The following is a 26609-nucleotide window of genomic DNA, read 5'->3' as shown; positions in this document are numbered from 1 at the left end:
TACGGCTAGATTTTGTTTTCTTGCACGTCATAACGGCCATTGCCATTGCTCGCCACACTCAGTTGGGTGGCATTTAAATAAAGCGTAACCGTCACGGCGACATCAATACTTTCGGTACTGAATATGACGCGCTCAGCCAGCTCTTGCCCACCCGCATAACGAATCGTTATAGCATTGAGCGGGGTACGCCATTGACGCGGGGCAAAGACATCGTCGCGCAACACCCGCCAATCCTTTTCGACCTGTATCAGGAAACGATAGCCCCCTAGCGTAGGCTCCCAGGCAATCAACTGCGCCCGAACTTGCGCTTCATTTGCCGCCGACTCAAATAATAATGCAAGCCGTTGCGCCTCTTCGGCAAACTCTGTGCGTGGATTACGCGTAATCGATAAAGAAGCCAAAGAAATCAGCAGGCCTGCAATAACCAGCACCACCAACATTTCGAGCAAGGTAAATCCGCTCTGTAAGCGTGCCGTTTGAGGCCCATGCGTCAAGTTATTGCCACGAGCCAATCTCAGTCCCATCATGATCTGACGGCCCACCTGTGCCATAACTAAAAATATCGACCTCGCCATGCACGCCTGGATTCAGGTATTGATACGGATTGCCCCAAGGGTCGTTTGGCAAACGCTCTAAATATCCATCCTCTTTCCAATTGCTCGGCACGGGTTCGAGGGATGGTTTTTCGACCAGAGCACGCAAACCCTGCTCTTGCGTTGGATAGCGGATATTATCGAGACGATACAACTTCAGTGCCTGCGAGAAAGTCTTAATGTCTTGTAACGCAGCAATGCGGCGCGCCTCATCTGGCCGACTCATGATTTTCGGCACAACTAGGGCGGCCAGTATGCCTAAAATCGCAATCACAACCATGACCTCGATTAAAGTAAACCCTCGCTGATACAGCGATATGCGGCGTACAGCGTTTGCCCTATTTGAATCATCGTGCATTTTTCCATTCATCATAATTAATTTCCAACCTTCAAAAATAAAACACCCAACCCAATACCGCAGTAAATTTACTATACTCTGCTTAGTTAATGCTGTTTATGCTTACTATTTCATGACTTCTATGCAAAACTCTGCTGCTGTGCGTATTACTTCGTTTGTATTAGTTGGACTTTTTTGCGCAACCGTAACCTACTGGGGCATTACTTTAACCTCTCATCAGACAACCCCTTTGGCTGCTGCCAGCGCAAGTCGAGCGCCGCTTAAGATCGATTACGCTGACCGATTATTTGGCGGACAAGCCAATCCCGTGCGCAGCGACTATCAACTAGCCGGCGTGCTGGCCCAAGAGCATGGCGCTGCAGCCATTATCGGACTAACCGGCCAACCCTTACGGGCCGTTTCCGTAGGACAGCCCATCGACCAAAATACGCGCCTGCATGAAGTACGCGCACGCTCAGTCATTATTGAACATAGCGGGGTTAAAAGTGAAGTATTTTTGCCAGCATTGACTGACGCGCCGACGATTTATATGCGCTAGCTTATCAGCCCACCATTTGATTCAGCTCGATAATCGGCATCATCACAGCTAAAACAATCACTAACACCACTCCGCCCATCGCCAGAATCAGCAACGGCTCCAGCAGACTTGTTAAAAACAATGTACGGCGCTCAAGTTCAGCGGCTTCACCCGCCGCCGCCCGTTCAAGCATCGTGGTTAAATCGCCCGTCGCTTCGCCTGCGCGAATCAGATGAATCAACACCGGCGCAAAGGTATGAGTGCCAGCCAGCGCGCGTGAGAGAGAAGTCCCTTCACGCACCCGCACAATCGCCTGATCGATATTTTGGCGCATCGCCACATTGTTAAGCGTCTCGCCGGCGGCTTGCAGCGCTCGCAAAATAGGCACTCCGGCGGCGGTCAAGATGGCCAATGTACTGGCGAAACGTACCGTGTTATAGCCCCGCACCAGTTTACCGAGAAGAGGTACATCCAACAGCCAGCGATGAAAAGCCAAACGGGAACGCGGCTGTTGCAAAATACGTCGCAGCACCCCGCCTATCAGCAAGGCGGCTATCAACATCCCCCACCAGCCCTGCTTAACGAAATTTGACAACCCAAGCATCGCGATCGTCAAAAATGGCAATTGCTGTTTCGTACTGGAAAATACACTGACGACTTGCGGCACCACATAACTCAGTAAAAACATGACGATGCCAAAAGCAACGATGGTCACAATGGCTGGATACGTAAAGGCCAATTGAATTTTTTGCCGCAATGTATTGCGCTGTTCAATATAGTCGGCAAGACGCGCCAAGACGATATCCAGCTTGCCAGTTTGCTCACCCGCAGAGACTAGGGCGCGATAAATCTCGGGGAAATCCTGCTGATGAACGCTCAAGGCCCCTGCCAGCGATTGCCCACCTAATATTTCAGCCCGAATCGCAGCCACCAGTTCACGCACATAATCCCGCTCAGCTTGCTCGGCCAGCACGCTAAGAATTTCATCAAGTGGTAACCCGGCGGTCAGCAAACTCGCCAGTTGACGCGTGAAAATGGCTTGCTCGCGCTGAGATAAACGCCGTCCGAATGCCAAGCGCGCGTGACGCGTATCGCGCATCTGGTTACCGGCGGCTTCAACTACAAGCGGAGTGAGGGCCTGCACACGCAATTGGCTGCGTGCCGCACGCGCACTATCGGCCTCCAACACGCCGCGCCGCGTCTTGCCAGATGAGTCAATCGCCTCAAAGCGAAAAGCGGGCATGAGCAGGCTACCTTATAGTTTGATCGATCAAAGAGTTTTAAATTCGGTGAGTTTTATCCGCCAGTCACCCGCATCACCTCTTCACGCGAGGTCACGCCGCTCTCTAGCCAGCGTTGCGCATCTTCGCGCAACGTGTGCATTCCGTTAGCCCGTCCCGCCGCTAGCAATTCAGTATCGGCGGCTTGCCGGTGGATCAAAGTCCGAATCTCGTCATTGAGCACTAGCAATTCATAGATGCCATACCGGCCTTGATAGCCAGATTGTCCGCATTGTTCACAGCCAGAGGCATGCCAGCCATCAGCGCGCTGGCTGCGGCAAGCTGAACATAAGCGACGCACCAGCCGTTGCGCGAGCACGCCGAGCAAACTGGAAGCCAATAAATAAGGTTCCACGCCCATATCTGTTAGCCGGGTGACCGAGGATGCGGCATCATTGGTGTGTAACGTAGCCAGCACTAAATGCCCGGTTAACGAAGCCTGCACAGCAATCTGCGCCGTTTCAAGGTCTCGAATTTCGCCAATCATGATGATGTCAGGGTCTTGCCGCAAAATCGAGCGGAGCGCCCGTGCAAAATTCATACCAATCCGCTCATTGACCTGCGTTTGGCCAATCCCAGGCAGATCATATTCGATCGGATCTTCAACCGTCATAATATTCGTGCTGGCAGTCTCAAGCCGCGACAGCGCCGCATATAAAGTGGTGGTTTTACCTGAGCCGGTCGGACCGGTGACTAATACAATGCCATGTGGATGCGCAATCAGTTTATCAAACTGCACTTGCGTCGCAGTAGCCATGCCAAGTGTATCCAGGTTTAGCCGTTGGCCATCTTTCTCAAGCAAGCGCAATACCGCGCGCTCGCCGTGTCCAGTGGGCAAGGTCGAAACCCGCACGTCGACGGGGCGGCCAGCGACCCGTAAGGTAATGCGGCCATCTTGCGGCAATCTTTTTTCCGCAATATCAAGCTGCGCCATAATTTTAATCCGCGAAATTAACGCGCCATGCAAGGCTTTTTTGGGACGCACCACATCGCGCAAAGTACCATCGATGCGAAAACGCACAACCGATGCATTCTCAAAGGATTCAATATGAATATCCGACGCCCCTTCTCGCGCAGCTTGCGTAAATAACGCATTGATCATGCGGATAATCGGCGCATCATCTTCCGCTTCAAGCAAGTCCTCAACCTCAGGAATATCTTGCATAAGCCGAGATAAATCTACCTCGCCTTCAACTTCGCCGACGACTTGCGCCGCACTTCCATCGTGGAGCGCATAAGCCCGGTTAATGGCTTGCGCCAGTTCGTCAGCCGCCAAATGGACTAGACGCAGCGCGCCAAATTGCCGCGCAATTTCAGCCAAGGCACTGGCCAGCGTGCGTTCACTCACCCAAACTTCAAGGCTGTCGCTATGTTGCTGCGCCGCCAAAACCTGCCCTGCCCGAGCGAAACTGTAGGGTATGCTGCGCGCCACCACAGGCGACGGCGCCTCGCGCGGCAACTCCGACGACAGACTCGCTTGGGCAGTATCTAAGGTTGTCACGGCCGCATCCCCGGCTCATCCTCCATGCCAGGAATCGCATTCAGCCAACGTGCATTAGGTGGCGCGGCTAAACCCGGGCCTTGATCTTGCTTAACCGGTGGGAGCGCGTTGCGCGACTGTGGAGCAAGCGCAGGCAACGCTGTTCCGCCTTGGTCAAGCGGTAGCGGAGCGCTTGGCATGAGTGGAGTATTTTGATCGCGCATTAACCAATTATCCGAGCCGAAATTCGCCGTCTGCGACCGCATATAATCATATCGGTCAAGCGAAACACGCTGCGCATCTTGGGAGTTACGTATAATCACTGGGCGCAGAAATACCATCAAATTGTTTTTGTCGCGTTTTTTGTTTTCGTAGCGAAAGAGGGCTCCGAGCACAGGAATATTGCCCAGCCAAGGTACTTTAGAGTTACCGTCGCTATATTTATCCTGCAATAACCCTCCCAACACAATGATCTGACCATCATCCGCCAAAACTGTTGATTGGATAGCACGCTTATGAAGCGTTACCCCAGCCGCACTGTTTAAAGAATTTTGCACCACGCCGGAGTCTTCCTGATAAATCTGGAGCTGAATCACGCCCCCTTCAGTGATTTTAGGTTTCACGTGTAGCGTAACGCCAACATCCTGTCTTTCAAACGTCTGAAAAGGATTAATGGATTGGCTTGTCCCCACCGTTTGCGGATATGCGCCGGTCAAAATAGGGACATTCTGGCCCACCACAATTTTAGCCTCTTCATTATCCAGCGTCACCATCGTTGGTGTAGAGAGCACATTCGTGTTGCCCAACGAATTCAGCGCCTGCAACAGCCCACCCAAGCCCAAAAATTTGCCATAGTTACGCAAATAACCAATATTCAAGCCTTCCGCTGGATAAACCAGCGATTGCCGCGGATCTTTCGCCGCAGCATAAGGACTAGTGGCTAATTTAACAATATTGGTGCCGGCCTCATTGTCCGTAGTGTAATTAGCACCGCCGAATACGGCGTTCGTTCCATCCATATTCAATAACGCTTGCCATTGAATACCAAAGCGCGCCATATCGATAGATGAAACCTCGACAATTAATGACTCAATATAGACTTGAGCGCGCCGCGTATCGAGTTGGTCAATCACTCTGCGCAAGTTCCGGTAAACCGGCTCAGAAGCCGTGATCACCAGCGAATTGGTAGCCGCATTAGCTTGCACCATACCACCGCCTGAACCGTCGCCAGCGCCCGCGCCACTGTTAGGCGCATTGCCAAATACGTTGCCTAACGAGGAATTGGCTTGAGCGCCAGCCGGGCCACGCGCGGTGCCGCTTCCTTTGCCAGTTGGCAATGGAGGCATGACGCCACCTGTCGCACCGCCGAAACCACCGCTCGAATTAAAAGAATCAAGCGCACTATTTGCCGTCGAAGCGCCACCACCTTTTTCGCCCAAGATACCGCGCAAAGTTTTAGCCAACTCGACTGCATCGGCATTGCGCAACGGCACCACATGGATATTGCCAAGCTCCTGCGTAGGCGCATCCAACTTTGCAATTAATTCTTTTGCCGCTTTCATCCGTGCGGGGCTAGCCGCGCGCAAAATTAGCGAGTTAGTGCGCACATCCGCTAGCACTGACATTTTCAGCGTAGCATCCGTGCCGCCAATTGGCGCGGGATCTAAGATTTTTTGTAATTGCGCTGCAAGGTCAAGCGCATTAGCGTTTTTCAGCGTTACAACTTCTATCTTCCGGCCCGCCATATCAATGCCGGTGATAATATTAGCGATCCGCCGCACATTATCCGCATAATCCGTCACCACTAATGTGTTGTTTGCTGGATATGCGGTAATTGCATTATTCGCAGAAATCAGCGGGCGGAGCACCGGTACCAGACTACTTGCCGCTTCATGGCGCAGCTGAAAAACTTGGGTAATAACCTGGTCGCCTTTTGCCTGTGGCTTATTCCCGATATAAACCGGCACACCTTGCTGCTTCGCATCGGCTTCGGGCACGACTTTCAACACGCCATGATCCTGCACTAAGGCAAAACCTTGCATGCGTAACGCCGATTGGAGAGTTTTTAGGGCCTGCGCCGCCGTCACGGAATGCTCAGACACCAAGTTAAGCCGCCCCTTAACGCGCGGATCGACGATAATGGTTTGTTGCGTCGCCGCCCCGATCGCTTTTGCAACCTGATCGACTTCCGCATTTACAAAATTGAGCGTAACTTGAGCACGCGCCGGCTGAATGGCAAGCCATGCAGTAAAAAGAACATAAATTAGACAACGCATTAGAATACAATTTTCAGATAATTTCGTTCATATAAGCTACAGTACGCATCAATGCCGCAAACCGCGAAGTCACTGATTATGCTATTCACATCCATTCAGCGTCAAAAACTAGGTATTGGAATGCTAAAGCCGCTCATTTACTTCATCATTTTGCTTAGTGCATCTGCTGCGTTGCCGGCACAGGCCGATTGTTTCGACGATGCAGCGCGCTACCAAGGCGTAAATCCAGTCATTTTGCGCGCCATCGCCTGGCAAGAGTCACGTTATCGCCCCAACGCGATGCGCAAAAATGATAACGGCTCAACCGATTACGGACTGATGCAAATTAACTCAATCCATCTTCGAGCGCTATCTAAATATGACATCTCATCTAACACACTGATGGAGCCCTGCGCCAGTGTCTATATTGCAGCTTGGCATTTGCGCCAAAAAATGAATAAATATGGCAATACTTGGCAAGCCATTGGCTCCTACCACTCCGAAACGCCGAAGTATCGCGACAAATATGCCGGCCAGATTATTAAAATTCTGACCAAGTGGGGCGTCACATCCCAACCGCGTTGAGCATCAGTTTTGCATAAGCACCGCCAGCGCAGACTAAAAAACCCGCGCGGGGCGGGTTCAAAGCATTAAAGCGTTCTTACTTTTTCGCCTTGCCATTCACCGCTTCTTTGAAGGCTTTGCCAGCGGTAAACTTAACGGTTTTAGTTGCGGCGATTTTGATTTTCTCACCGGTCTTTGGATTACGGCCTTCACGCGCTGCGCGCTTGCCTGAAGAAAATTTACCAAAGCCGACCAATTCGACCGAATCTCCTTTCGCCACTGTCTTTTTAACTAATTCGACATAGGTGCTTAATATTTCACCGATAGCGGCCTTGCTCGCTTCCGTTTTTGAAGCGATAGCATCAATCAGTTCCTGCTTGTTCATAAAAATTTCCTTCTCAGTTGAGTTAAAACAGCTAGCATAGCGGTCAGCATAAAATACTGACCGGCTTATCGCTGCGCCTACTTTTTGTAGCAACAGCGTCAACATAACATAGCATGGTCCGGCATAAAGCGCCACAAAGCTAGTACTGAGGCGGCTTTAAGCCCGCTTACAAGCTCCGCCGTAATGCAGCTACAGTGTATCAAGCTGCGTGTCTATCTTGCGGCAAACCATTGCTAATTCAAGGCAAACGTTGGTTTTTGCCAACGCTTTCTGCGGTTTTGTGCTTAACAATCAACCCGCGGACCGCCAAAATCAGAAAATTTAAGCCCAAACGCCCTCTTAAACGGCCGCTCCAATCCTCTCGCTCTGTCTAAAATGCCCATTATTCCGGCTCCACTTACCTTACTTGAAGACGGTACGCCTTATTCTGCCGCATTCTCAGATATGTACCATTGTGCCGCGGGTGGGTTTGCGCAAGCACAGCATGTATTTCTTACAGGGAATCAGCTTCCTGCGCGCTGGGCCGGTCAAACGATTTTTTCGATCGTTGAAACCGGTTTTGGCGCCGGCGTTAACTTTCTAGCAACGTGGGCCGCCTGGCGCGACGACCCGGCACGCTGCACGCGCCTGCATTTCGTCTCAATTGAAAAACATCCATTCACGCGCGAGGATTTACACGTCCTCCATCAACGCTTTGCCAGCGCCCGGCTCGCTCCATTGACGCACCATTTATGTGCCGCCTGGCCTATTTTGACACCAGGGTTACATCGCTTGGAATTTGAGGCAGGGCGCGTCATCCTTACTCTGGCCTTGGGAGATATTCAAGATTTACTGCCCCAGCTATGGCTGCGCGCCGATGCATTTTATTTGGATGGTTTTGCACCCGCAAAAAATCCGGATATGTGGCGCGCATCTATTTTTAAAGCGCTGGCCCGCCTGGCCACTCCCAATGCAACGCTTGCCACGTATACCACTGCTGGTGTTGTGCGGCACGGGCTGATTGCCGCAGGCTTTGAGGTAAATAAAGCGCAAGGCTTTGGGATGAAACGTGAAATGTTAATCGGGCGTTTCACTCCGCGCTGGCGAGTGCGACGCCATGAGCCGCCAACCGCTTATGCTGCAAGTGAACGGCATGCGCTGGTGATTGGTGCGGGCTTTGCTGGCTGCGCACTCGCTGAGCGGCTCGCCGCGCGCGGCTGGCATGTCTCATTAATTGAGCAAGGCAAAACCTGCGCCGCCGGCGCTTCCGGAAATCCTGTCAGCGTGTTCCATCCTTTCATGACACGCGATGACAATGCCGCTGCGCGTGCCTCACGAGCGGGTTTTTTGTACGCGTTGCGGCGCTGGCAAGTTTTGGCCCCGATAGATACATTTTTCTGGCGCGCCCAGGGTCTTCTACAAATTGCGGCCAATCAAAGCGCATTGGATGCCATGGGCGCAACGCTTTCCCACTTAGCTTATCCAACCGAGCTTGTCAGTTCTGTCACGCGCGCTGAAGCCAGCGCACTAGCCGGGTTGGAGCTAGCTCAGGGGGGGTGGTATTTTCCGCATGGGGGCTGGCTTGACCCAGCGTCCCTATGTCAGGCCCAACTCATCGCTGCTGGCGCTGCGCTGACGCCGTATTTTCAACGGAAAATCAACCAATTGGTTTACCGAGAAAATCTCTGGCACGCGTTAGATGAGACGGGCCGCAGCATCGTCGCGGCGCCCGTCGCTATCTTAGCGAATGCAAATGATGCCACGCGCCTAGCCGGTTTACATTATGCGCAGACTCACTCCATACGTGGACAATTAAGCGTATTGCCCACCCCGGTCAGATTACATATCCCCATCACCGGGAGCGGCTACCTCGTCCCTTTAACTTCAACCAGCCTACTGGCAGGCGCCAGCTATGAGCCAGACGACCCCAATCCGATGCCAAGCGTGGAAAGTCATCAACATAATCTAAGCCAACTGGCGCAGCTAGCGCCAACACTGGCTGACCGCTTTGATCCAAATACCTTAGCTGGATATGTTGCTTTTCGCTGCGCGGCGCATGACCGGATGCCATTTATCGGTGCGATCGCAGATGAGCATGCGGCTCAACCCCTTAACTCTCAGTTACGAGACGCGCCACGCGCGCCTGGTTTATTTGGCGCATTTGCTTATGGCTCACGCGGTTTAATTTGGGCTACGTTGGGCGCAGAATTGATCGCCTCGCAACTGGATGGCGAACCCATGCCAATTGAACGCTCACTCGTGCAGGCACTTGATCCAGCACGTTTTTTGCTGCGCGCTTTGCGCCAACAAAACTAAGCTTAGCCATCCATTCACGATAAAATGAGATTCGCACCTAACCTGCTGCCCATATAATCAAAAATATGATGAACCCTAACCAGACCTCAGTTGCAACCGAATGGATTGCGCGTAGCCGACGCGCTGTATGGCATCCATGCACGCAAATGAAACACCACGAACAATTGCCGCTGGTGCCCCTGGCGCGTGGCGCAGGCGCCTGGTTATATGACGTTGATGGCCAGCGCTACCTTGACGCCATTAGTTCATGGTGGGTCAATCTATTTGGCCATGCAAATACGTTCATCAATGACGCCCTCAAAGCACAGCTTGACACGCTTGAACACGCTATGCTCGCAGGCTGCACGCACGCGCCAGCGATCGAACTCGCCGAGCGTTTAAGCGCGCTCACAGGAGGCACGCTGGGTCATGCCTTTTTTGCCTCCGATGGAGCCTCTGCTGTTGAAATTGCGCTAAAAATGAGCTTCCACTATTGGCGTAATAGCGGACTGACCAGCAAGCAGGAATTTGTTTGCGTTGCCAATGGCTATCATGGGGAAACGATTGGCGCACTCGGCGTTACAGATGTCGCTTTATTTAAAACTGCGTATGATCCATTGCTGCGACATGCGCATATTGCGCCATCGCCCGATGCTCGCCAAGCGCAGCCAGGAGAGTCCGCGGCTGACGTCGCTCAGCGCAGCATTGCCGCCATTACTGAATTATTTGAAGCCAGACATACCCAGATTGCGGCCATCATCATTGAACCGCTGGTGCAGTGCGCGGCCGGAATGGCCATGCATGATCCAAGCTTTATTACCAAACTACGCGCCTTATGTGATCGTTATGCAGTGCATTTGATTACCGACGAAATTGCGGTTGGGTGCGGTCGGACCGGCACTTTCTTCGCCTATGAACAGGCAGGCATTCAACCTGATTTCTTATGCTTATCCAAAGGCATTAGCGGGGGCTATTTGCCTCTTTCCGTGGTGTTAACGCGGGATGCGATTTACGCCGCATTCTATGCGGATGACACCGCCCGCGGCTTTTTGCATTCACATTCGTATACCGGCAATCCGCTCGCCTGCCGCGCCGCACTCGCAACCCTTGATTTGTTTGAGAAAGAAGATGTACTCATGCGCAATCGCGCAAAATCGGAGCGGCTCGCCCAGCTTTTGGAACCGCTCACCGCGCATCCACAAGTACGGCATCTGCGGCGTTGCGGAACCATTATTGCGTTTGATGTAACTCCAGAAACCATCACGCCTAAGCAGACCCCGGATAAAAATTCCCCAAAAACTCCGACGCCAGCCACGAGCTTTTCGCGGCGTTTCTTCGAGACTGCGCTGCGCAACGAACTCCTGCTACGTCCAATTCACCGCACCGTATATTTGATGCCGCCCTATATTTTGTCTAATGATGAAATCACCTTGCTGGCTGAGCGCACCTGCGCCACGCTAGAGCAAGTACTTAGCGAGTTCTTCTAAAAATGGAAGCGCTAACCATTCTTGCAAACCATCTCCGTGAACTTGACGCCCAAGCTCTGCGCCGTCAGCGACGCTGCGCTGAAACCGGCTGCGCGGCGCATATGCAAGTGGATGGCCGTGCGGTGATTAACTTTGCCAGCAATGATTACTTAGGATTAGCCTCCCATCCTAAATTAATCGAGGCCCTTGCCGATGGCGCTACGCGCTATGGCGTTGGCAGCGGTGGTTCACATCTGTTAGGAGGGCATTCACGCGCTCATGCTTTGCTCGAAGATCAGCTCGCCGCCTTTGCTGGTGGATTTATTGATAAGCCACGCGCACTGTATTTTTGTACGGGTTATATGGCGAATTTGGCCACGCTGTCTGCCCTCGCTAGTCCAGCTAAAAGCTCCTCGGAACAAACGGCAACGCTTTTTTCAGACGCACTTAACCATGCTTCATTAATTGATGGCGCACGCCTAGCGCGCGCCAACGTGCAAATCTACCCACACGCAGATACCGTCGCGCTTGAAACTTTATTAAGCGCTTGCAAGACGCCATTAAAACTGATTGTGACAGATGCGCTTTTCAGTATGGATGGGGATCTTGCCCCGCTGCATGAACTACTCGCTTTAGCTGAAAAATACGGGGCCTGGCTGGTGGTGGACGATGCCCATGGCTTTGGCGTACTGGGCAGTCATGGAGCGGGGACTTTATCAGCATTTGGGCTGCGTTCGCCACAGCTGATTTATATTGCCACGCTCGGTAAGGCGGCCGGCGTGGCGGGCGCTTTTGTGATTGCGCACGATACCGTAATCGAATGGCTGATTCAACGCGCCCGGCCCTATATTTTCACCACCGCCTCGCCGCCAGCTGTGGCTCATGCCGCATCAGCTAGCCTGAGCCTTATCGCCAGCAGCGAAGGTCAAACCAGACGGCAACAATTGCAACAGCGGATCACCCAAACGCGCGCACTATTACAACAAACGCCCTGGCGAGCACTCGACTCTGTAACCGCGATCCAACCCTTGATTATCGGCGCCAACGCACCTACACTGGCATGCGCCGCACAGCTTGCCGCACAGGGACTATGGGTGCCTGCCATTCGCCCACCTACGGTAGCGCCAGGCGCATCACGGTTACGCATTTCTTTATCGGCCAATCATTCGTCGGCCGACCTTGAACAACTCAGCGCAGCATTACTGGCCTCTGAAATCTAATGGATCCATCTTATTCTTTTTTTGTAACCGGCACTGATACTGAAATTGGCAAAACGCTGACATCAGGCGCGTTATTACACGCATTCGGCAAGCGCGGGCTACGCACGGCCGCGATGAAACCCATCGCCGCCGGCGCGGAATATCGCAATGGCGCTTGGTGTAATGAAGATGCCGATTTTCTTGCGCAGGCAGCCAATGTTGCTTTGCCGCCGGCCTTGACCACACCTTATTTATGTCAAGAAGCCCTAGCTCCGCATATCGCCGCTAGACAAGACGGAATCCGTCTTGAGATTGAACAAATCATCCAATGTTATGCTACAGTAACCCAGGCGGCCAATTGTGTTGTGGTTGAGGGCGTTGGCGGTTTTCAAGTGCCGCTCGATGACCATTACGATACAGCCGATCTCGCCCGCGCGTTAAAGCTGCCCGTGGTGCTAGTAGTAGGCTTGCGTCTTGGTTGTTTAAATCATGCATTATTGACTGCTGCTGCCATCTGTGCAAACGGGCTCCCGTTCGTAGGTTGGGTCGCCAATCAAATCGATCCAACCATGCGCTACGTCGACGAAAACATTGCTACCTTGCGTGTACGTTTTGAGCAACAATACAACGCACCGCTATTAGGTAAAATTCCGCATTTAGAAGCTCCGTCGGCTGCGACTGCCGCGCTTTATTTAAATATCGATCCACTGCTCGCGCTCTGCGCTAAGCGCCTTTGATAAGGGAACACACAATGACACAAGCGACTTGTGCTTCGCATAATGCGGCACCAGCGACTTTAAAGCCGTTAACTTGCGCGCCTAGCGAGGCCAACCCAGCTCAGTGGAAAATCGCCGACGTCCTTGCGTTATACGAGCTACCGTTCAATGATTTATTGTTGCGCGCCCAGCAGACGCACCGCGCGCATTTCGATGCAAATGTAGTGCAATTATCTACCCTGCTGTCAATCAAGACCGGCGGTTGTCCAGAAGACTGCGCATATTGCCCGCAATCTTCACATTATGATACGGGCGTTGCGGCGGATAAATTAATGCCGCTGGATGAAGTCATCACCGCAGCTAAGGCGGCTAAGGCGCATGGCGCAACCCGTTTTTGCATGGGTGCGGCCTGGCGCAGCCCGAAAGAACGGCACTTGGCGCCAGTGCTCGAGATGATCCGCGCAGTTAAAGCGTTAGGGCTTGAAACTTGCGTCACGCTAGGCATGCTCGAAAAACCGCAAGCGCAAGCACTCAAAGAAGCGGGGCTGGATTACTACAACCACAACCTGGATACGTCCCCTGAGTTTTACGGGCAAATTATCAGCACGCGCACCTATCAAGAGCGCTTGGACACACTCGAACATGTGCGTGAGGCGGACATTAATGTTTGTTGCGGCGGTATCGTCGGCCTGGGTGAATCGCGCCGCGAACGAGCCGGATTGATTGCGCAACTCGCTAATTTAGATCCTTATCCAGAATCCGTGCCAATTAATAATTTAGTACAAGTTGACGGCACACCATTATCCGGCACAGAGCCGTTAGATCCATTTGAATTTGTGCGGACAATTGCCGTGGCACGCATCACTATGCCACGCGCGATGGTGCGCTTATCAGCCGGCCGCGAAGAGATGGATGCCGCTCTGCAAGCGTTGTGTTTTTTCGCTGGCGCAAATTCAATTTTTTATGGCGAAAAACTATTAACCACCGCCAACCCACAAGCAGAAGCCGACCGCACGCTACTCGCGCGGCTAGGGATGCGCGCTGAAGCAAATTGTGCGGCTTGATAAGCTCACGTAGCATTGGTTAAACTCAACCGGCAAAGATGCAAGTTTCAGATTCAATGCCAGGTTAGCAGTCTTTTAAGTTTTGCAGGTAAGCTGTAAAAATTTAAAAGGCTGCGCCGGATGTAAAGTACACGGTCTTTCCAGCAAACACATCAATCACGCTTTGCCGTGATCTTACAAAAGCGGAAATGCAATGGCTCTCCCCAAAGTTTTGCAAAACCTCGTATTGCCGGTTATCGCGGCACCCATGTTCACCGTGAGCTACCCAGAGTTGGTGTTAGCGCAATGCAAAGCTGGCATTGTCGGCGCTTTTCCCGCCTTAAATGCGCGGCCTCCTGAGTTACTAGATATCTGGCTTACAGAAATTAAACAGGCCCTTGCTGCCTATCAAGCAGCCCACCCTGAGGCATGTATCGGCCCACTTGCGGTTAATCAAATTATCCACAGCACAAATGCGCGGCTTGAGCATGACGTGCGGGTTTGCGTTGAGCATCGAGTGCCGATTTTTATCACCAGCTTGCGCGAACCAATTAAAGAGCTGATAGACGCCGTGCATGCCTATGGCGGCATTGTGTTCCATGACGTAATCAGTATTCGTCATGCACACAAAGCGCTAGAGGCTGGGGTGGATGGTTTGATTTTGGTCGCAGCTGGCGCAGGAGGCCATGCCGGCACTTTGTCGCCTTTTGCATTAGTCGGCGAAGTGCGGCGTTTTTTTGCCGGGCCGCTGGTCCTTTCTGGAGCCATCGCAACCGGCCAAGCGATTTTCGCCACGCAAGTAATGGGCGCTGACTTTGCTTATATTGGTACACGCTTTATCGCAACGCATGAAGCCAATGCTACCGATCAATATAAAAACGCGATTATTGAGGCCCAGGCAACCGATATTATCTACACTAACCTTTTTACCGGCGTACACGGTAACTATATTCGACAAAGCATTGTCAATGCTGGATTAGATCCCAACCAACTACCTAGTGCAGACAAATCAAAAATGGTTTTTAACCATAACCAAGCCAAAGCCTGGCGAGATATTTGGGGAGCAGGCCAAGGAGTGGGGTTGATAGACAACCTTCCTTCCGTCGCAGAACTCGTAGCACGTCTAAAAGGCGAATATAACCAAGCGCGCAGACAGTTTGACTGAGCTCGATTGATGCGCGCCAAATTTCTGCCGGATACTCTGACCTTATCGATCCTAAGTGCAGTTATTCTCGCCAATCTGCTGCCCTGTCAAGGTCAAGCCGCCGTGGCCTTCAGTTGGGCGGCGAATGGCGCAATTAGTCTTCTCTTTTTTATGCATGGGGCCAAATTACCGCGGGCAACATTAATCGCTGGAGCCATGCATTGGCGGCTGCATCTGCTAATTTTCGGCTGCACCTTTGCGGTGTTTCCGCTGCTGGGCCTGACGCTCAAACCGATTTTATCGCTGCTGGTTACCCCAATTCTGTATACGGGCATTCTGTTTTTATGCATATTGCCATCGACGATACAAGCATCGATTACTTTCACCGCAGTTGCCAAAGGTAATGTAGCGGCAGCGATATGTTCTGCGCCAGCCTCAAATCTGCTGGGCATTCTTATCACACCGCTATTCGCCAGCTTAATCTTCAGCCAGCATGGAGTAGACCATGCGTTATGGTTATCTGCGGTCAAACAAATTGCTTTCCTTTTACTCGTGCCTTTTATCATCGGACAGATGACTCGCCGTTGGCTCGCAGCCTCTTTTGAGCGCCATGCACGCCCCTTGAAATGGCTTGAACAATGCGTGATTCCACTGGTTGCTTACACGGCCTTTAGCGAGGCCGTGGTGCAAGGTTTATGGTCGCAGGTTGCACCGCGCTCACTCCTGGGCCTGATCATTGTGAATGGCGTGCTCCTTATGCTGGGACTTATCGTCACCGGTTATCTAAGCAAGCTCGCTGGCTTTAGCCAAGCCGATCGGATCACCATTTTATTCTGTGGATCGCAAAGAAGCTTGGGCTCAGGGGTGGCGATTGCGCAAATTGTTTTCGCCGGCTATACAGTAGGCGTTGCCATTTTGCCTCTAATGCTGTTTCATCCAATGCAGTTAATCGTTGGTTCGTTGTTGGCGCAGTACTATCGTGCGCGGGCGACGCCATATAAACTAGCGTCGCTATCCAGCCGAGATTAATCCCTCTCGTTAAAATCCCGCAAAATAAAACCACTGCGCACGTCTAATACCATGATGAACTTCATCGAATTAATTATTTTGGCCGCCATTTGGGGCGCATCGTTTCTCTTCATGCGCATTGGCGCACCTGAGTTTGGACCGATTGTTTTGGCTGCATTGCGCGTGAGTATTGGTTCACTGGTCCTGCTGCCAGCACTGCGCACCGCTGCTGCGCGTGCGCAGCTACGCCAGTTTATAGGGCCACTGCTGATTTTGGGCCTGACAAACTCGGCTCTGCCATTTTGCTTATTCGCTTATTCAACCCTTGCCCTCGATGCAGGATTTGATTCAATTTTAAATGCGACGACCCCGCTCTGGGGAGCACTGATTGCTTATTTATGGTTGCGCGCGCCCCTGACCAGAATCCAGGTATTAGGCTTAACAAGCGGTCTCATCGGTGTGATTATCTTGGTCGTCGGCCGAATGAACGAAGCAGAAACCGCAACCGAACCCAGCGTCCCGCTCTCTCTTGCGATTGGGGCTGTGCTCAGCGCAACGTTACTCTATGCTTTTGCGGCAAATTATTCTAAACAGCGGCTCGCCACGGTAGCACCCAATTTAGTCGCGTTTAGTAGCCAATTTTTTGCTGCGATCATACTCCTGCCGCTCGCATGGCTTTACTGGCCACAACAGCCGATTGCCGCCAGCACATGGTTTGCTGTTAGTGCGCTCGGTATCTTGTGTAGCGGGGTAGCGTACTTACTCTATTTTCGACTTGTCGCCCATGCCGGCCCATCGTATGCAATGTCAGTTGCCTTCTTGGTTCCGATTTTTGGCACCTTATGGGGGGTAAGCTTTCTGGGAGAACAGGTAACGACATTTATGCTGGTAGGGTGCACCATTATATTGGTGGGTACTGGATTAGCTTCGGGAAAGATTAAGCGACTCACATTTTCCGTAACTCGGCGTTGACCAGAATAAACCCTTTTGGAGATGCAACTCAAAAGCACATCAAGCTGCTGACACTACTACTCCGCGCTTTTTAGTATCCGCCCCTTGCCCATTTATTCCCGGGCAAGGGGCGGATGATTTATACGCTGGAAGATTTATTTATTATCAGATAACACTTTCCATTGTTCATTTTCCGCTTTATAAACCGTAATATCACCTTGTTTCAAATCCCCACGCGCATCATAAGCAAGCTTTTTCATCGTGACCGACTGCATATCAATTTTAGCCAAAAAAGGCAGGTATTTAACTGGGTCAGTTGAGTCAGCTTTTTGCATTGCGGTGAACATTGCCATCGCGCCATCATAAGCGTAAGGCGAATAAGTTTGCACATTTTCTTTAAAACGATTTTTATACTTAATCGCATACTCTTTGCCACCTGGCATTTCATCAAGCGGCCGTCCTGCCAATGAAACCACTGTGCCTTCGGCCGCTTTTCCAGCAAGCTTTAAAAATGTGTCCGATTTCACCATTTCACCCGCCATCAATACGGCTTTCATATCAAGCGTTTGCATTTGTTTAACCATCGGCGCAGCTTGTGCATCCGCACCGCCATAGAAAATAGCCTGTGGATTGGCGCGTTTAAGTTTGGTTAAAATCCCTTTAAAATCAACTGCTTTATCGTTGCTATATTCACGGCCAACGATTTTTGCGCCAGCCGCTTTAGCCGCTTTCTCGAATTGATTCGCTAAGCCTTGACCATAAGCCGTGCGATCATCAACGATGGCAATCTTTTTAAAACCGAGACGCTTAACTGCGAAAGCGCCAATCACCGCCCCCTGTTGAGTATCTGAAGTCATCATGCGAAAGGTCGTTTTAAAGCCTTGCTGCGTATATTCAGGGGCAGTAGCCATGGCAATTTGTGGAATGCCTGCATTGGCATAAATCCGAGATGCGGGAATCGTCGTGCCTGAATTGAAATGGCCTAACATTCCTTTAATGCCTTGATCAACAAGCTGTTGCGCAATAGTAGTGGCCGTGCGAGGGTCAGCTTGGTCATCTCCTGTCTTGAGCTCGATCCGAATCGATTTGCCGCCGATGATCGGTTTCGTTGCATTGAAATCTTCTACCGCCAGCAAAACTCCATTTCGGAAGTCTTCGCCGTAATGAGCTTGCGACCCCGTCATCGGAGCTGCGCACCCAATTTTCACCTCTTCGACAGACTGTGCAAAAACCGCCATGCTCGCGCACATGACTCCCCCTGCCAACATCATGCGTGCGATTTGCTTAATCATGGGTTGCATTCATTTCTCCTATTTTCTGATTGGTCAAATCGATATGGACTCATCTAGCCATCAAGTCGCTTTTAATACTGCTGCTTTAAATCCAGTTAGAGTCAACTACGTAATCGTCATTAAACTCGCATTACCGCCCGCTGCCGCTGTATTCTGGCTGATCGAGATTTCGATCAAAAGCCTTTCTAGTCTGTAATCTTCTGCCTCAGAGGCCAGTGCGTCGACCGCAACGCTTTGTACGCTAATGAGCGGTCCCGTGCGTTCCGCCATACTCTTAATCAGCGTTTGCAGCGCCGCTCGCTCCCCCTCAAATAATACCGCATCAAAAGGATCTGTAACGCAACGCTCTATACTGATCTGGCTTTTTAGGCTTTCAGGGAGTCGCTGAATCCATTCGAGGTTAGCCTTGCTATGCGCCGCAAATAATGCCTGATTGCCAGTCGCCAAGACCGCCGCCAGTTGCGCTCGCGCACCGCCCATCGTAGCCGCTTCACACCTTACGATACCACGGCATTTAAGCGCATACAGGTTTTCTTCGCCGGTTGGGCCAGATAGCACGAAGACTTTGCCCACTATAATTTGTTCTAAATAACGCTCGCACCGCATCGCCGTCAGCATATCATTTTGTGCGATGAGCCAAGTGCGGTATGCATTTAATCTCGCCACTGCAACATGCGTCAGATCCATCTCAACTCGATCTGGATTCAATGACAAGGGTTGCATTGTCGACTGGGCGAAGGCTGGCCGTGGAGATTGCGCCAGCAAGCGCAATAAATAAAGCGGCCCTCCCGCCTTTGGCCCAGTCCCTGACAAACCCTCACCGCCAAATGGCTGCACACCTACCACCGCCCCGACCATGTTACGGTTAATATAAAGATTGCCAACCCGCGCGTGCGCGCTGACATAAGCAATGGTTTCATCTATCCGCGTATGCAGACCGAGCGTTAAACCATAGCCCGTGCGATTAATCTCATCAAGCAAAGTAGGCAGCGCTGGGCGACGATAACGGACAACATGCAATACTGGCCCAAATACTTCATGCGTTAATTCGTTGATTGATTCAATTTCAATCAATGTTGGCAATACAAAAGCGCCATTTGTAAGTTGCTGCGTATGCGCTGCATCAGCCAGCAAAGGCTGAAATACTTTACCCCCTTTGGCACGCATTTTATCGATATGATTTTCAATGGTGGATTTGGCGGATGCATCAATCACCGGCCCCACATCCGTTGCTAAATAACTTGGATTGCCCATCACCAATTCTTGCATCGCCCCTTTGAGCATGGTCAAGATGCGCTCCGCAACCTCTTCTTGCAAGCATAAAACCCGGAGCGCTGAGCAGCGTTGGCCCGCCGAATCGAACGCGGATACAAGAACATCAAACACCACTTGTTCAGCAAGCGCGGATGAATCCACAATCATTGCATTTTGACCGCCCGTTTCGGCGATTAACGGAATTGGTTTGCCATCCGCACCGAGCCGATTAGCCAGCGTTTTCGCGATCAGTCGCGCGACTTCGGTTGAGCCGGTAAACATTACGCCACCAACGCGCTCATCAGCAACGAGAGCGGCTCCCACCGTCTCCCCTGCGCCTGGCAATAACTGCACGACGCCAATTGGCACCCCAGCTTCGTGCAAAATTCGAACCGCCTGCGCGGCAATCAGCGGTGTTTGTTCAGCTGGCTTGGCCAATACTGGATTGCCCGCTGCTAAAGCAGCGGAGATTTGTCCAATAAAAATGGCTAGCGGAAAATTCCATGGGCTAATACAGACGATTGGCCCCAGCGGGTGATGCGTGTCATTCGAGAATTCGAGGCGAATTTGCGCCGCATAATAGCGCAAGAAATCAACTGCTTCACGGATTTCAGACACCGCGCTCGCCAGTGATTTACCCGCCTCACGCACCAGCAAACTCATCAACGTATATCGTTGCGCTTCAAGTAGCTCCGCCGCACGCATCAGATACGTTGCGCGCGTGAGCGGCGGCGTCATGCGCCAAGCGGGTGCCGCCCTAGAAGCCACCACCAGAGCCGCCTGAACCGCCGCGCTACTCGCATCAATCAATGTACCAACAATGTCACTTTCATACGCTGGGTTAACACTATTACGCACTAAGCTATGTTCATCTGTATCTGTACCTACATCCCCGCCTAAGATCGGCGCAGCCTGCCATTTCAGATTCACGCCGGCGCGCAAAACCGCAGAGAGCTGAGCTAGTTGGTCTTCGCCTGATAAATCTAATCCACTTGAATTAACGCGCTCAGCCCCATAAAGCGCAGGCGGCAGTACAATTTTAGGATGAGGCGCTCCCAGCGGCGCCACTTTTAAAGCCTCTTCAACCGGATCAGCAATTAACTCATCAAGCGTTACCGCTTCATCCGCGATACGATTAACAAACGAAGTATTGGCACCATTTTCTAGCAAACGCCTAACCAAATAGGCTAATAAACTTTCATGCGTGCCTACGGGCGCATAAATCCGACATGGTCGTTTAATCTCGCAGTGTTTATACAACGCCTCATACAACGACTCACCCATGCCATGCAAACATTGAAATTCATATTGGCCCGCATAATAATTGGGGCCCGCCAACTGATAAATAGCCGCCACCGTATAGGCGTTATGTGTGGCAAATTGAGGATAGATCGCCGTGGGTGCAGCGAGCATTTTTTTGGCGCAAGCTAGATAAGAAACGTCCGTGTAAATTTTGCGCGTATAGACGGGGTATTCATTTAACCCGTCAATTTGCGCGCGCTTAATTTCGCTATCCCAATACGCGCCTTTAACCAACCGTACCATCAACCGGTGTTGGCTGCGCAAGGCTAAATCGATTAGGTAATCAACCACAAACGGACAACGTTTCTGGTAAGCTTGTATCACGAAGCCGATACCATTCCAACCGGCCAGCGCCGGATCGAAACATAACGCCTCTAGCAAATCCAGCGACAACTCAAGCCGGTCCGCTTCTTCAGCATCAATATTTAAGCCAATATCGTAATGACGAGCCAGTATTGCTAGAGCCTGTAAGCGTGGCAAAAGCTCAGCCATAACACGCTCTTTCTGCGCCCGCGCATAACGCGGATGCAGTGCCGATAATTTGACTGAAATACCGGCTTTATCATAAATATCCCGCGCCCCCGCCACTTTTCCAATCGCATGAATCGCTTGCTTATACGCCAAAAAATAGCGTTGCGCATCTTCACTCGTCAGCGCCGCCTCACCTAGCATGTCATATGAATAACGAAAATTCCGCGCCTCAAATTTACGACTGTTAGTGAGCGCTTGAGCAATTGTTTCACCACAAACAAACTGCTCTCCCATGAGCTGCATCGCGAGTCCCACCCCTTTGCGCACCAATGGTTCACACCCTTTGCCAATCAACCGAGAAAGCACCGCAAACAAACCTGTCTCGCTGTGGCTCGTCAATAATTTGCCGCTTATCATCAAGCTCCACGCGGCTGCGTTCACAAATAGCGAGGACTTTTGGCCGATATGTGATTTCCAGTCGCCGTGACTGAGCTTATCTCGAATCAATGCATCGCGTACGGCGCTATCTGGAATCCGCAAGAGCGCCTCCGCCAAGCACATTAACGCGACCCCCTCTTGGCTCGATAAGGAGAATTCGTGCAGTAATTCTTTAATGCCGCGGCTTACTGGTTTAGCGCGCAGTGCTTTAACCAATTCACTCGCAAGCGTGCGCGCAGCAATTCTTTGCTCAGTCGTTAAATGGGCGGCATCGATAAGAGGGATAATAGAATCAGATTCTGGACGTCGGTAGGAAGCGATAATCGCGGCCCGCAATGGCGCTTGAGATAGTGCAAGAGGTGTCAGCATCTTTTTTTGTTTCTTTATGAGAGGCGAATTCAGGCCAGTGTAATTAACCCCTCTAGCTTAGTAAAGAAAAAGTTTTCAAGACCAGACTGCAAGCCGTTTATCCATGATGATCAGACTCTAAACTTGGGTACATCGTCAAAATTAGCTGACTACTTAGAGCTTGGATAACGCGTAATACGCCCTCGAGCTGGATCGTGGGTTTTCCGGCTTCCAATTCAACCAAAAAACGCACGCCCACATTAGCAACTAAAGCCAATTGCAGCTACGTCAATTTGAGTTGTTTACGGGTGTGGCGAAGCGCCTCCCCCAAATCTGACGGGGTATGAATAACCGTCATAATAATTTCCTGCTCGGGAAATTTTCAGCTTAAATTTGAATAAATACATGGAAATTTCCTATTCGGGAAATTATTTTGAGGCCATTTAAATATCCAGCGGATCAACTTCAACCGACCAGCGCACGACTCCTTTGACCTTAAGCGTACGCAAATAAGGCTGCCATGCACGTAGGGCGCTTTGCAATGCCGTGCGCGATGCGCTTTCAAGCAACAATTGGGCCCGATGTACATGCATAACCTTAACTACAACTAGGGGCACAGGGTCATAGCAAGTGACATATTCAGCGCCAAGCAAACCTTTAAACAACGCGATGCCCTGCATCAGAAACGCTTGCGCCGCCTCTAACGTGCGCGCTTCAGCACGGAGGAGCGCTTGATAAACAAAGGGGGGCAAACGCGCCTGCTGCCGCTCAGCCAAGAGCGTGGCGGCAAAACCCGCATAATCATGCCGCGTCAGCGCCTCATACAGAGGGTGCTGTGGATAACGCGTTTGCAGCAAAACCTCCCCTTGCCCGGTACGGCCCGCTCGTCCACTGACTTGCATTAGCTGAGCAAAAAGTCGCTCGCTGGCGCGAAAGTCATGCGAAAACAGCGCAACATCCGTATTTAATACTCCCACCAGCGTTACGCGCTTAAAATCATGCCCTTTTGCGACCATTTGCGTACCCACCAGAATATCTGCGGCGCCTGCATGTACGTCCTCTAATAAGGCTTGCGCACTCCCTTTGCGGCGCGTGCTATCGGCGTCAATACGTAAAATCCGTGCGCTCGGCAAAAGCGCGGCAAGCGTCTCTTCAATCCTTTGTGTGCCTCGTCCAAGTGGGGCTAAATCAAGATTGCCGCACTCCGGACAGGCCCGCGTAATCGGTGCTTGCCAACCGCAATGGTGGCAACGCAATACTTGTTCAAGCTTATGCAAAACCGTATAAGCGCTGCAACGCACGCAACCAGCGACCCAACCACAGGCATCGCAAGCAAGCACGGGGGCATAGCCACGCCGGTTTAAAAAAATCAGACTCTGCTCTTGCCGTGCTAAACGTTCCCGTATCGCATGCATCAAGGGGGCGGATAATCCGGCAACCGGCACAGGTGTGGTTTGGCCCATGTTAATTAAGCGCATGCTTGGCAACACCGCGTCAGCATGTGCGCGCCGCGTCATCGTCAGCTGCGTATAACGGCCCTGTGCAGCTTGCCGCCAAGTTTCAAGCGACGGAGTCGCTGAACCCAACACAATTGGAATGCCGAGTTGTTTAGCACGCCAGATCGCCAAGTCACGCGCCGAATAACGCAGTCCTTCCTGCTGCTTATAGGCAACATCATGCTCTTCATCAACCACGATCAACGCCAGACGCGGTAAAGAGGCCAATATCGCCAACCGTGTTCCTAATATAATACGGGCTTGCCCAGTATGTGCAGCCAACCAATGCCGGGCCCGCACGCCTTCAGCTAGACCACTATGCAAAGTAACAATAGCCTGCGCTGGGCCGGCTGAAAAACGCGCGCGGAAGGCCGCCTCAAATTGGGGCGTTAGGTTAATTTCGGGAACCAGCACAAGCACCTGAGCCAGCGGGTCACGCGTTAGCAAATCCGCGATCATACGCAGATAGACTTCGGTTTTGCCGCTCCCGGTTACCCCATGTAATAAAAAAGGGGAAAAACCGCGAGCCGCATTAAGTGTGAGCAACACATCCGTTTGCTCTGGCGTTAGTGTCCTTTCCCCTGTTGGCAGCGCTTGAGCCTCAGCCGGGAGGCCGGTGACAGCAGGTAATTCTTGATTCGGCTCGCCACTCAACTGTAGCGGAGAGGTCGGTATTGCTAGCCGCCGCCAACGCTTCGCATTACGCAGCGCTGAGGGCAGCGACGCTAGCGCAACTTCACCTATTGAGCGTTGGTAATAACCCGCCGCAAAGGCCGCAAGCGCCAACCATTGGTTTGATAGCGCCGGCGCATCCGCCCAGACTGCTTCAATCATGCGTAAGCGTTCGGTGGGGATGTCACTCTGTTCAGCTAACTCACAAACCAACCCCACTAAGTAACGCCGGCCAAACGGCACATACACCAACTGCCCCGGTTGGGGGGCCGGCGAAATAGCGCAACCGTAATCAAACAAAATGGGGTTCGGTTGGTCTAGGGCGACACGGACAATTAAGCAACTCATTACAAATTCTTGCTGGTTACCCCTAAAGCAACGCGCTTGATAGACCAATTTGGCCAATCAAATTTAAAGTGTTGCATACAATAAGCTGCTAACTAGCGGATTTCTTGGCTTTTTTTGAGCTTTCCACAAAACCTGTGGATAACTTTGTTGAAAAGTCACGTTTTAGCCGCCGAAAAGGCCAAGGCAAGCGCTCTGGCTTAGTTTGCTCAGTTTTAAAGCAATTTTCACAAACCCTTATTAATCAACCACTTAGATAATATCAACAGGAGACTTTTGCAATTTATTAAAAAATTAATGTGCCCCTTGCAAGAGCTGCATTAATTGTGTATAAGTCCGATGCCTAGCCAATCGGCCGATCCCTTATAGAATCTATCTAAAAGCTGAATGAGCACTCACTCGAAAACCCGATTAAGCTTTGGCTGCAAGTCGCAATGAACGGCTATAAGAATGAACCTCATCGACCATTTCAGCCACATGCTCAGGAGGCGTTAAAGGCAAAATGCCGTGCCCAAGATTGAAGATATGCCCAGGTTGATTGCCATAACTATCTAAGATTGAACGCACTTCGGCACGAATCGTCGCTGGCGGTGCAAACAATACCGTTGGATCAAGGTTACCTTGCAAAGCCACTCGACCGGCTACACGCTCGCGGGCACGGGCGAGATCCACCGTCCAATCAAGGCCAACCGCCTGTGCGCCAATCGCTGCAATTTCTTCTAGCCATTGACCGCCACCTTTAGTAAACACAATCACGGGTATTTGCTCGCCATTATGTTCACGCTTGAGCTGCTGAATCACAGCTTGAGTATAGGCTAGAGAAAACCTCTGAAATTTCCCTTCTGCTAAGGCCCCACCCCAAGTATCGAAGATCATCACCGCTTGCGCGCCAGCCTCGATTTGCGCATTAAGATAAGCTGCCACAGCCTGCGCATTAATCTCAAGGATGCGATGCAGCCAAGCCGGGTGTTGATAGAGCATCGTTTTAACCCGGCTAAAATTATCCGAGCCGCCGCCTTCAACCATATAACAGGCAAGTGTCCAAGGACTACCAGAAAAACCGATTAATGGTACGCGTTGCACGCCATTGGCATTGGTTAAAGCGCGCCGGATCTGAGTCACCGCATCGGTCACATAAGATAAAGTCGAATCTATCGCCGGCACCGCTAAACGCATAATATCCGCTTCAGTCCGTAACGGATGAGCAAAACGCGGTCCTTCACCCGCTTCAAAACTTAGGCCAAGCCCCATCGCATCGGGTATGGTCAGAATGTCCGAAAAAAGAATGGCCGCATCCAAAGGATAACGCTCAAGCGGCTGCAAGGTCACTTCAGTCGCGTAATCAGGATTTTTCGCCAGCCCCAGAAAACTGCCCGCGCGAGCACGGGTTTGGTTGTACTCAGGCAAATACCGACCCGCCTGGCGCATTAACCAAACCGGCGTATAGTCGGTGGGCTCACGTTTAAGCGCCCGTAAGAATGTATCGTTTGATACAGACTGCAACATTTTATTACTCCTAAAACCGCGCACATCCACCACAATGCCATTAACGGTTTCAGCACAGATGGATAGCAACTGACAAGGTGAGAGCGGACATACTCGGCATACCCCTCACTGGTCGGCTTGACGCCAAGCTTTACCCTCTAGCGAGGGCATCTTTGCGGAGGCCGTTTTAACAAACGACTCTTAGTGTTGGTCTCCTCACGCTAACCCCGTAGCGTGTGGCTTCAGCGGGCCTTTTAGGCCCGCTTTTTTTAT

At 51.6% G+C, this 26609-nt stretch carries 20 protein-coding genes and 1 pseudogene; 10 read left to right on the top strand and 11 right to left on the bottom strand.

The window, feature by feature from the left end; genetic code table 11:
• Positions 1-5 precede the first annotated feature (5 nt).
• On the bottom strand, positions 6-527 hold the full coding sequence (locus MCB1EB_RS00300; RefSeq protein ID WP_126353806.1) for a prepilin-type N-terminal cleavage/methylation domain-containing protein: 522 nt from the start codon (positions 525-527) through the stop codon (positions 6-8).
• Positions 496-951: a type II secretion system major pseudopilin GspG gene (gspG, locus tag MCB1EB_RS00295; protein WP_045366091.1), complete on the bottom strand. Its 456-nt coding sequence runs from the start codon at positions 949-951 to the stop codon at positions 496-498. The genes MCB1EB_RS00300 and gspG overlap by 32 nt, the downstream gene beginning before the upstream one ends.
• Positions 952-1072: 121 nt before the next feature.
• Between gspG and MCB1EB_RS00290 the strand changes: the two genes are divergently transcribed.
• A complete protein-coding gene (locus tag MCB1EB_RS00290; RefSeq protein WP_045363848.1) occupies positions 1073-1489 on the top strand; it encodes a hypothetical protein in 417 nt (138 codons plus the stop codon).
• Between the two features lie 4 nt (positions 1490-1493).
• Here the strand turns inward: MCB1EB_RS00290 and gspF are convergent, their stop codons facing one another.
• The 3 genes from gspF to gspD are packed head-to-tail and all read right to left on the bottom strand — an operon-like array spanning position 1494 to position 6504.
• Positions 1494-2711 carry a type II secretion system inner membrane protein GspF gene (gene gspF, locus MCB1EB_RS00285; RefSeq protein ID WP_045363851.1) on the bottom strand — a complete coding sequence of 406 codons (1218 nt, stop codon included), beginning with the start codon at positions 2709-2711 and terminating at the stop codon, positions 1494-1496.
• Between the two features lie 53 nt (positions 2712-2764).
• Positions 2765-4249: a type II secretion system ATPase GspE gene (gene gspE / locus MCB1EB_RS00280; RefSeq protein WP_052393886.1), complete on the bottom strand. Its 1485-nt coding sequence runs from the start codon at positions 4247-4249 to the stop codon at positions 2765-2767.
• Entirely contained in the window at positions 4246-6504 is a 2259-nt protein-coding gene (gene gspD / locus MCB1EB_RS00275) for a type II secretion system secretin GspD (RefSeq protein ID WP_045363854.1), read from the bottom strand. Before gspD ends, gspE begins: the two co-directional genes overlap by 4 nt.
• 120 nt (positions 6505-6624) lie before the next feature.
• Here gspD and MCB1EB_RS00270 point away from each other — a divergent pair, with 120 nt between their 5' ends.
• A complete protein-coding gene (locus tag MCB1EB_RS00270; RefSeq protein ID WP_034957214.1) occupies positions 6625-7068 on the top strand; it encodes a lytic transglycosylase domain-containing protein in 444 nt (147 codons plus the stop codon).
• Between the two features lie 76 nt (positions 7069-7144).
• Here the strand turns inward: MCB1EB_RS00270 and MCB1EB_RS00265 are convergent, their stop codons facing one another.
• Positions 7145-7432, bottom strand: coding sequence for an HU family DNA-binding protein (locus MCB1EB_RS00265; RefSeq protein WP_026921745.1), 288 nt, complete (start codon positions 7430-7432; stop codon positions 7145-7147).
• A gap of 375 nt (positions 7433-7807) precedes the next feature.
• Here MCB1EB_RS00265 and mnmC point away from each other — a divergent pair, with 375 nt between their 5' ends.
• From mnmC to MCB1EB_RS00225, 8 genes are all read left to right on the top strand, one after another.
• Positions 7808-9727 (top strand): bifunctional tRNA (5-methylaminomethyl-2-thiouridine)(34)-methyltransferase MnmC2/FAD-dependent 5-carboxymethylaminomethyl-2-thiouridine(34) oxidoreductase MnmC1, encoded by a 1920-nt coding sequence (gene mnmC, locus MCB1EB_RS00260; protein WP_045363857.1) that lies wholly within the window; start codon positions 7808-7810, stop codon positions 9725-9727.
• A 65-nt stretch (positions 9728-9792) separates the two neighbouring features.
• Positions 9793-11193 (top strand): adenosylmethionine--8-amino-7-oxononanoate transaminase, encoded by a 1401-nt coding sequence (gene bioA, locus MCB1EB_RS00255; protein WP_045363860.1) that lies wholly within the window; start codon positions 9793-9795, stop codon positions 11191-11193.
• A gap of 2 nt (positions 11194-11195) precedes the next feature.
• Positions 11196-12392 carry an 8-amino-7-oxononanoate synthase gene (gene bioF, locus MCB1EB_RS00250; RefSeq protein WP_045363863.1) on the top strand — a complete coding sequence of 399 codons (1197 nt, stop codon included), beginning with the start codon at positions 11196-11198 and terminating at the stop codon, positions 12390-12392.
• Positions 12392-13108: a dethiobiotin synthase gene (gene bioD / locus MCB1EB_RS00245; RefSeq protein ID WP_045363866.1), complete on the top strand. Its 717-nt coding sequence runs from the start codon at positions 12392-12394 to the stop codon at positions 13106-13108. The genes bioF and bioD overlap by 1 nt, the downstream gene beginning before the upstream one ends.
• Before the next feature lie 14 nt (positions 13109-13122).
• Entirely contained in the window at positions 13123-14151 is a 1029-nt protein-coding gene (bioB, locus tag MCB1EB_RS00240; protein ID WP_026921740.1) for a biotin synthase BioB, read from the top strand.
• A 193-nt stretch (positions 14152-14344) separates the two neighbouring features.
• On the top strand, positions 14345-15295 hold the full coding sequence (locus tag MCB1EB_RS00235; protein ID WP_045363869.1) for an NAD(P)H-dependent flavin oxidoreductase: 951 nt from the start codon (positions 14345-14347) through the stop codon (positions 15293-15295).
• A 9-nt stretch (positions 15296-15304) separates the two neighbouring features.
• Positions 15305-16303 (top strand): bile acid:sodium symporter family protein, encoded by a 999-nt coding sequence (locus MCB1EB_RS00230; protein WP_232034123.1) that lies wholly within the window; start codon positions 15305-15307, stop codon positions 16301-16303.
• A gap of 54 nt (positions 16304-16357) precedes the next feature.
• On the top strand, positions 16358-17254 hold the full coding sequence (locus MCB1EB_RS00225; RefSeq protein ID WP_045363875.1) for a DMT family transporter: 897 nt from the start codon (positions 16358-16360) through the stop codon (positions 17252-17254).
• A 134-nt stretch (positions 17255-17388) separates the two neighbouring features.
• Here the strand turns inward: MCB1EB_RS00225 and MCB1EB_RS00220 are convergent, their stop codons facing one another.
• The 5 genes and pseudogenes from MCB1EB_RS00220 to hemE all read right to left on the bottom strand — a co-directional run bounded on the left by MCB1EB_RS00220 (position 17389) and on the right by hemE (position 26357).
• On the bottom strand, positions 17389-18504 hold the full coding sequence (locus MCB1EB_RS00220; protein WP_431311534.1) for a branched-chain amino acid ABC transporter substrate-binding protein: 1116 nt from the start codon (positions 18502-18504) through the stop codon (positions 17389-17391).
• Positions 18505-18630: 126 nt separating this feature from the next.
• A pseudogene (putA, locus tag MCB1EB_RS00215) lies at positions 18631-22335 on the bottom strand (trifunctional transcriptional regulator/proline dehydrogenase/L-glutamate gamma-semialdehyde dehydrogenase); the annotation flags it as partial.
• A gap of 121 nt (positions 22336-22456) precedes the next feature.
• Entirely contained in the window at positions 22457-22615 is a 159-nt protein-coding gene (locus MCB1EB_RS00210; RefSeq protein ID WP_232034122.1) for a helix-turn-helix domain-containing protein, read from the bottom strand.
• Positions 22616-22781: 166 nt separating this feature from the next.
• Positions 22782-24854 carry a primosomal protein N' gene (locus tag MCB1EB_RS00205; RefSeq protein ID WP_045366101.1) on the bottom strand — a complete coding sequence of 691 codons (2073 nt, stop codon included), beginning with the start codon at positions 24852-24854 and terminating at the stop codon, positions 22782-22784.
• Between the two features lie 408 nt (positions 24855-25262).
• Positions 25263-26357 (bottom strand): uroporphyrinogen decarboxylase, encoded by a 1095-nt coding sequence (gene hemE / locus MCB1EB_RS00200; protein WP_045363881.1) that lies wholly within the window; start codon positions 26355-26357, stop codon positions 25263-25265.
• Positions 26358-26609: the final 252 nt, after the last annotated feature.

The sequence above is a fragment of the Mycoavidus cysteinexigens genome (assembly GCF_003966915.1).
Taxonomy (GTDB): Bacteria; Pseudomonadota; Gammaproteobacteria; order Burkholderiales; family Burkholderiaceae; genus Mycoavidus; species Mycoavidus cysteinexigens.
This window is presented reverse-complemented; position numbering and strand designations above follow the sequence as displayed.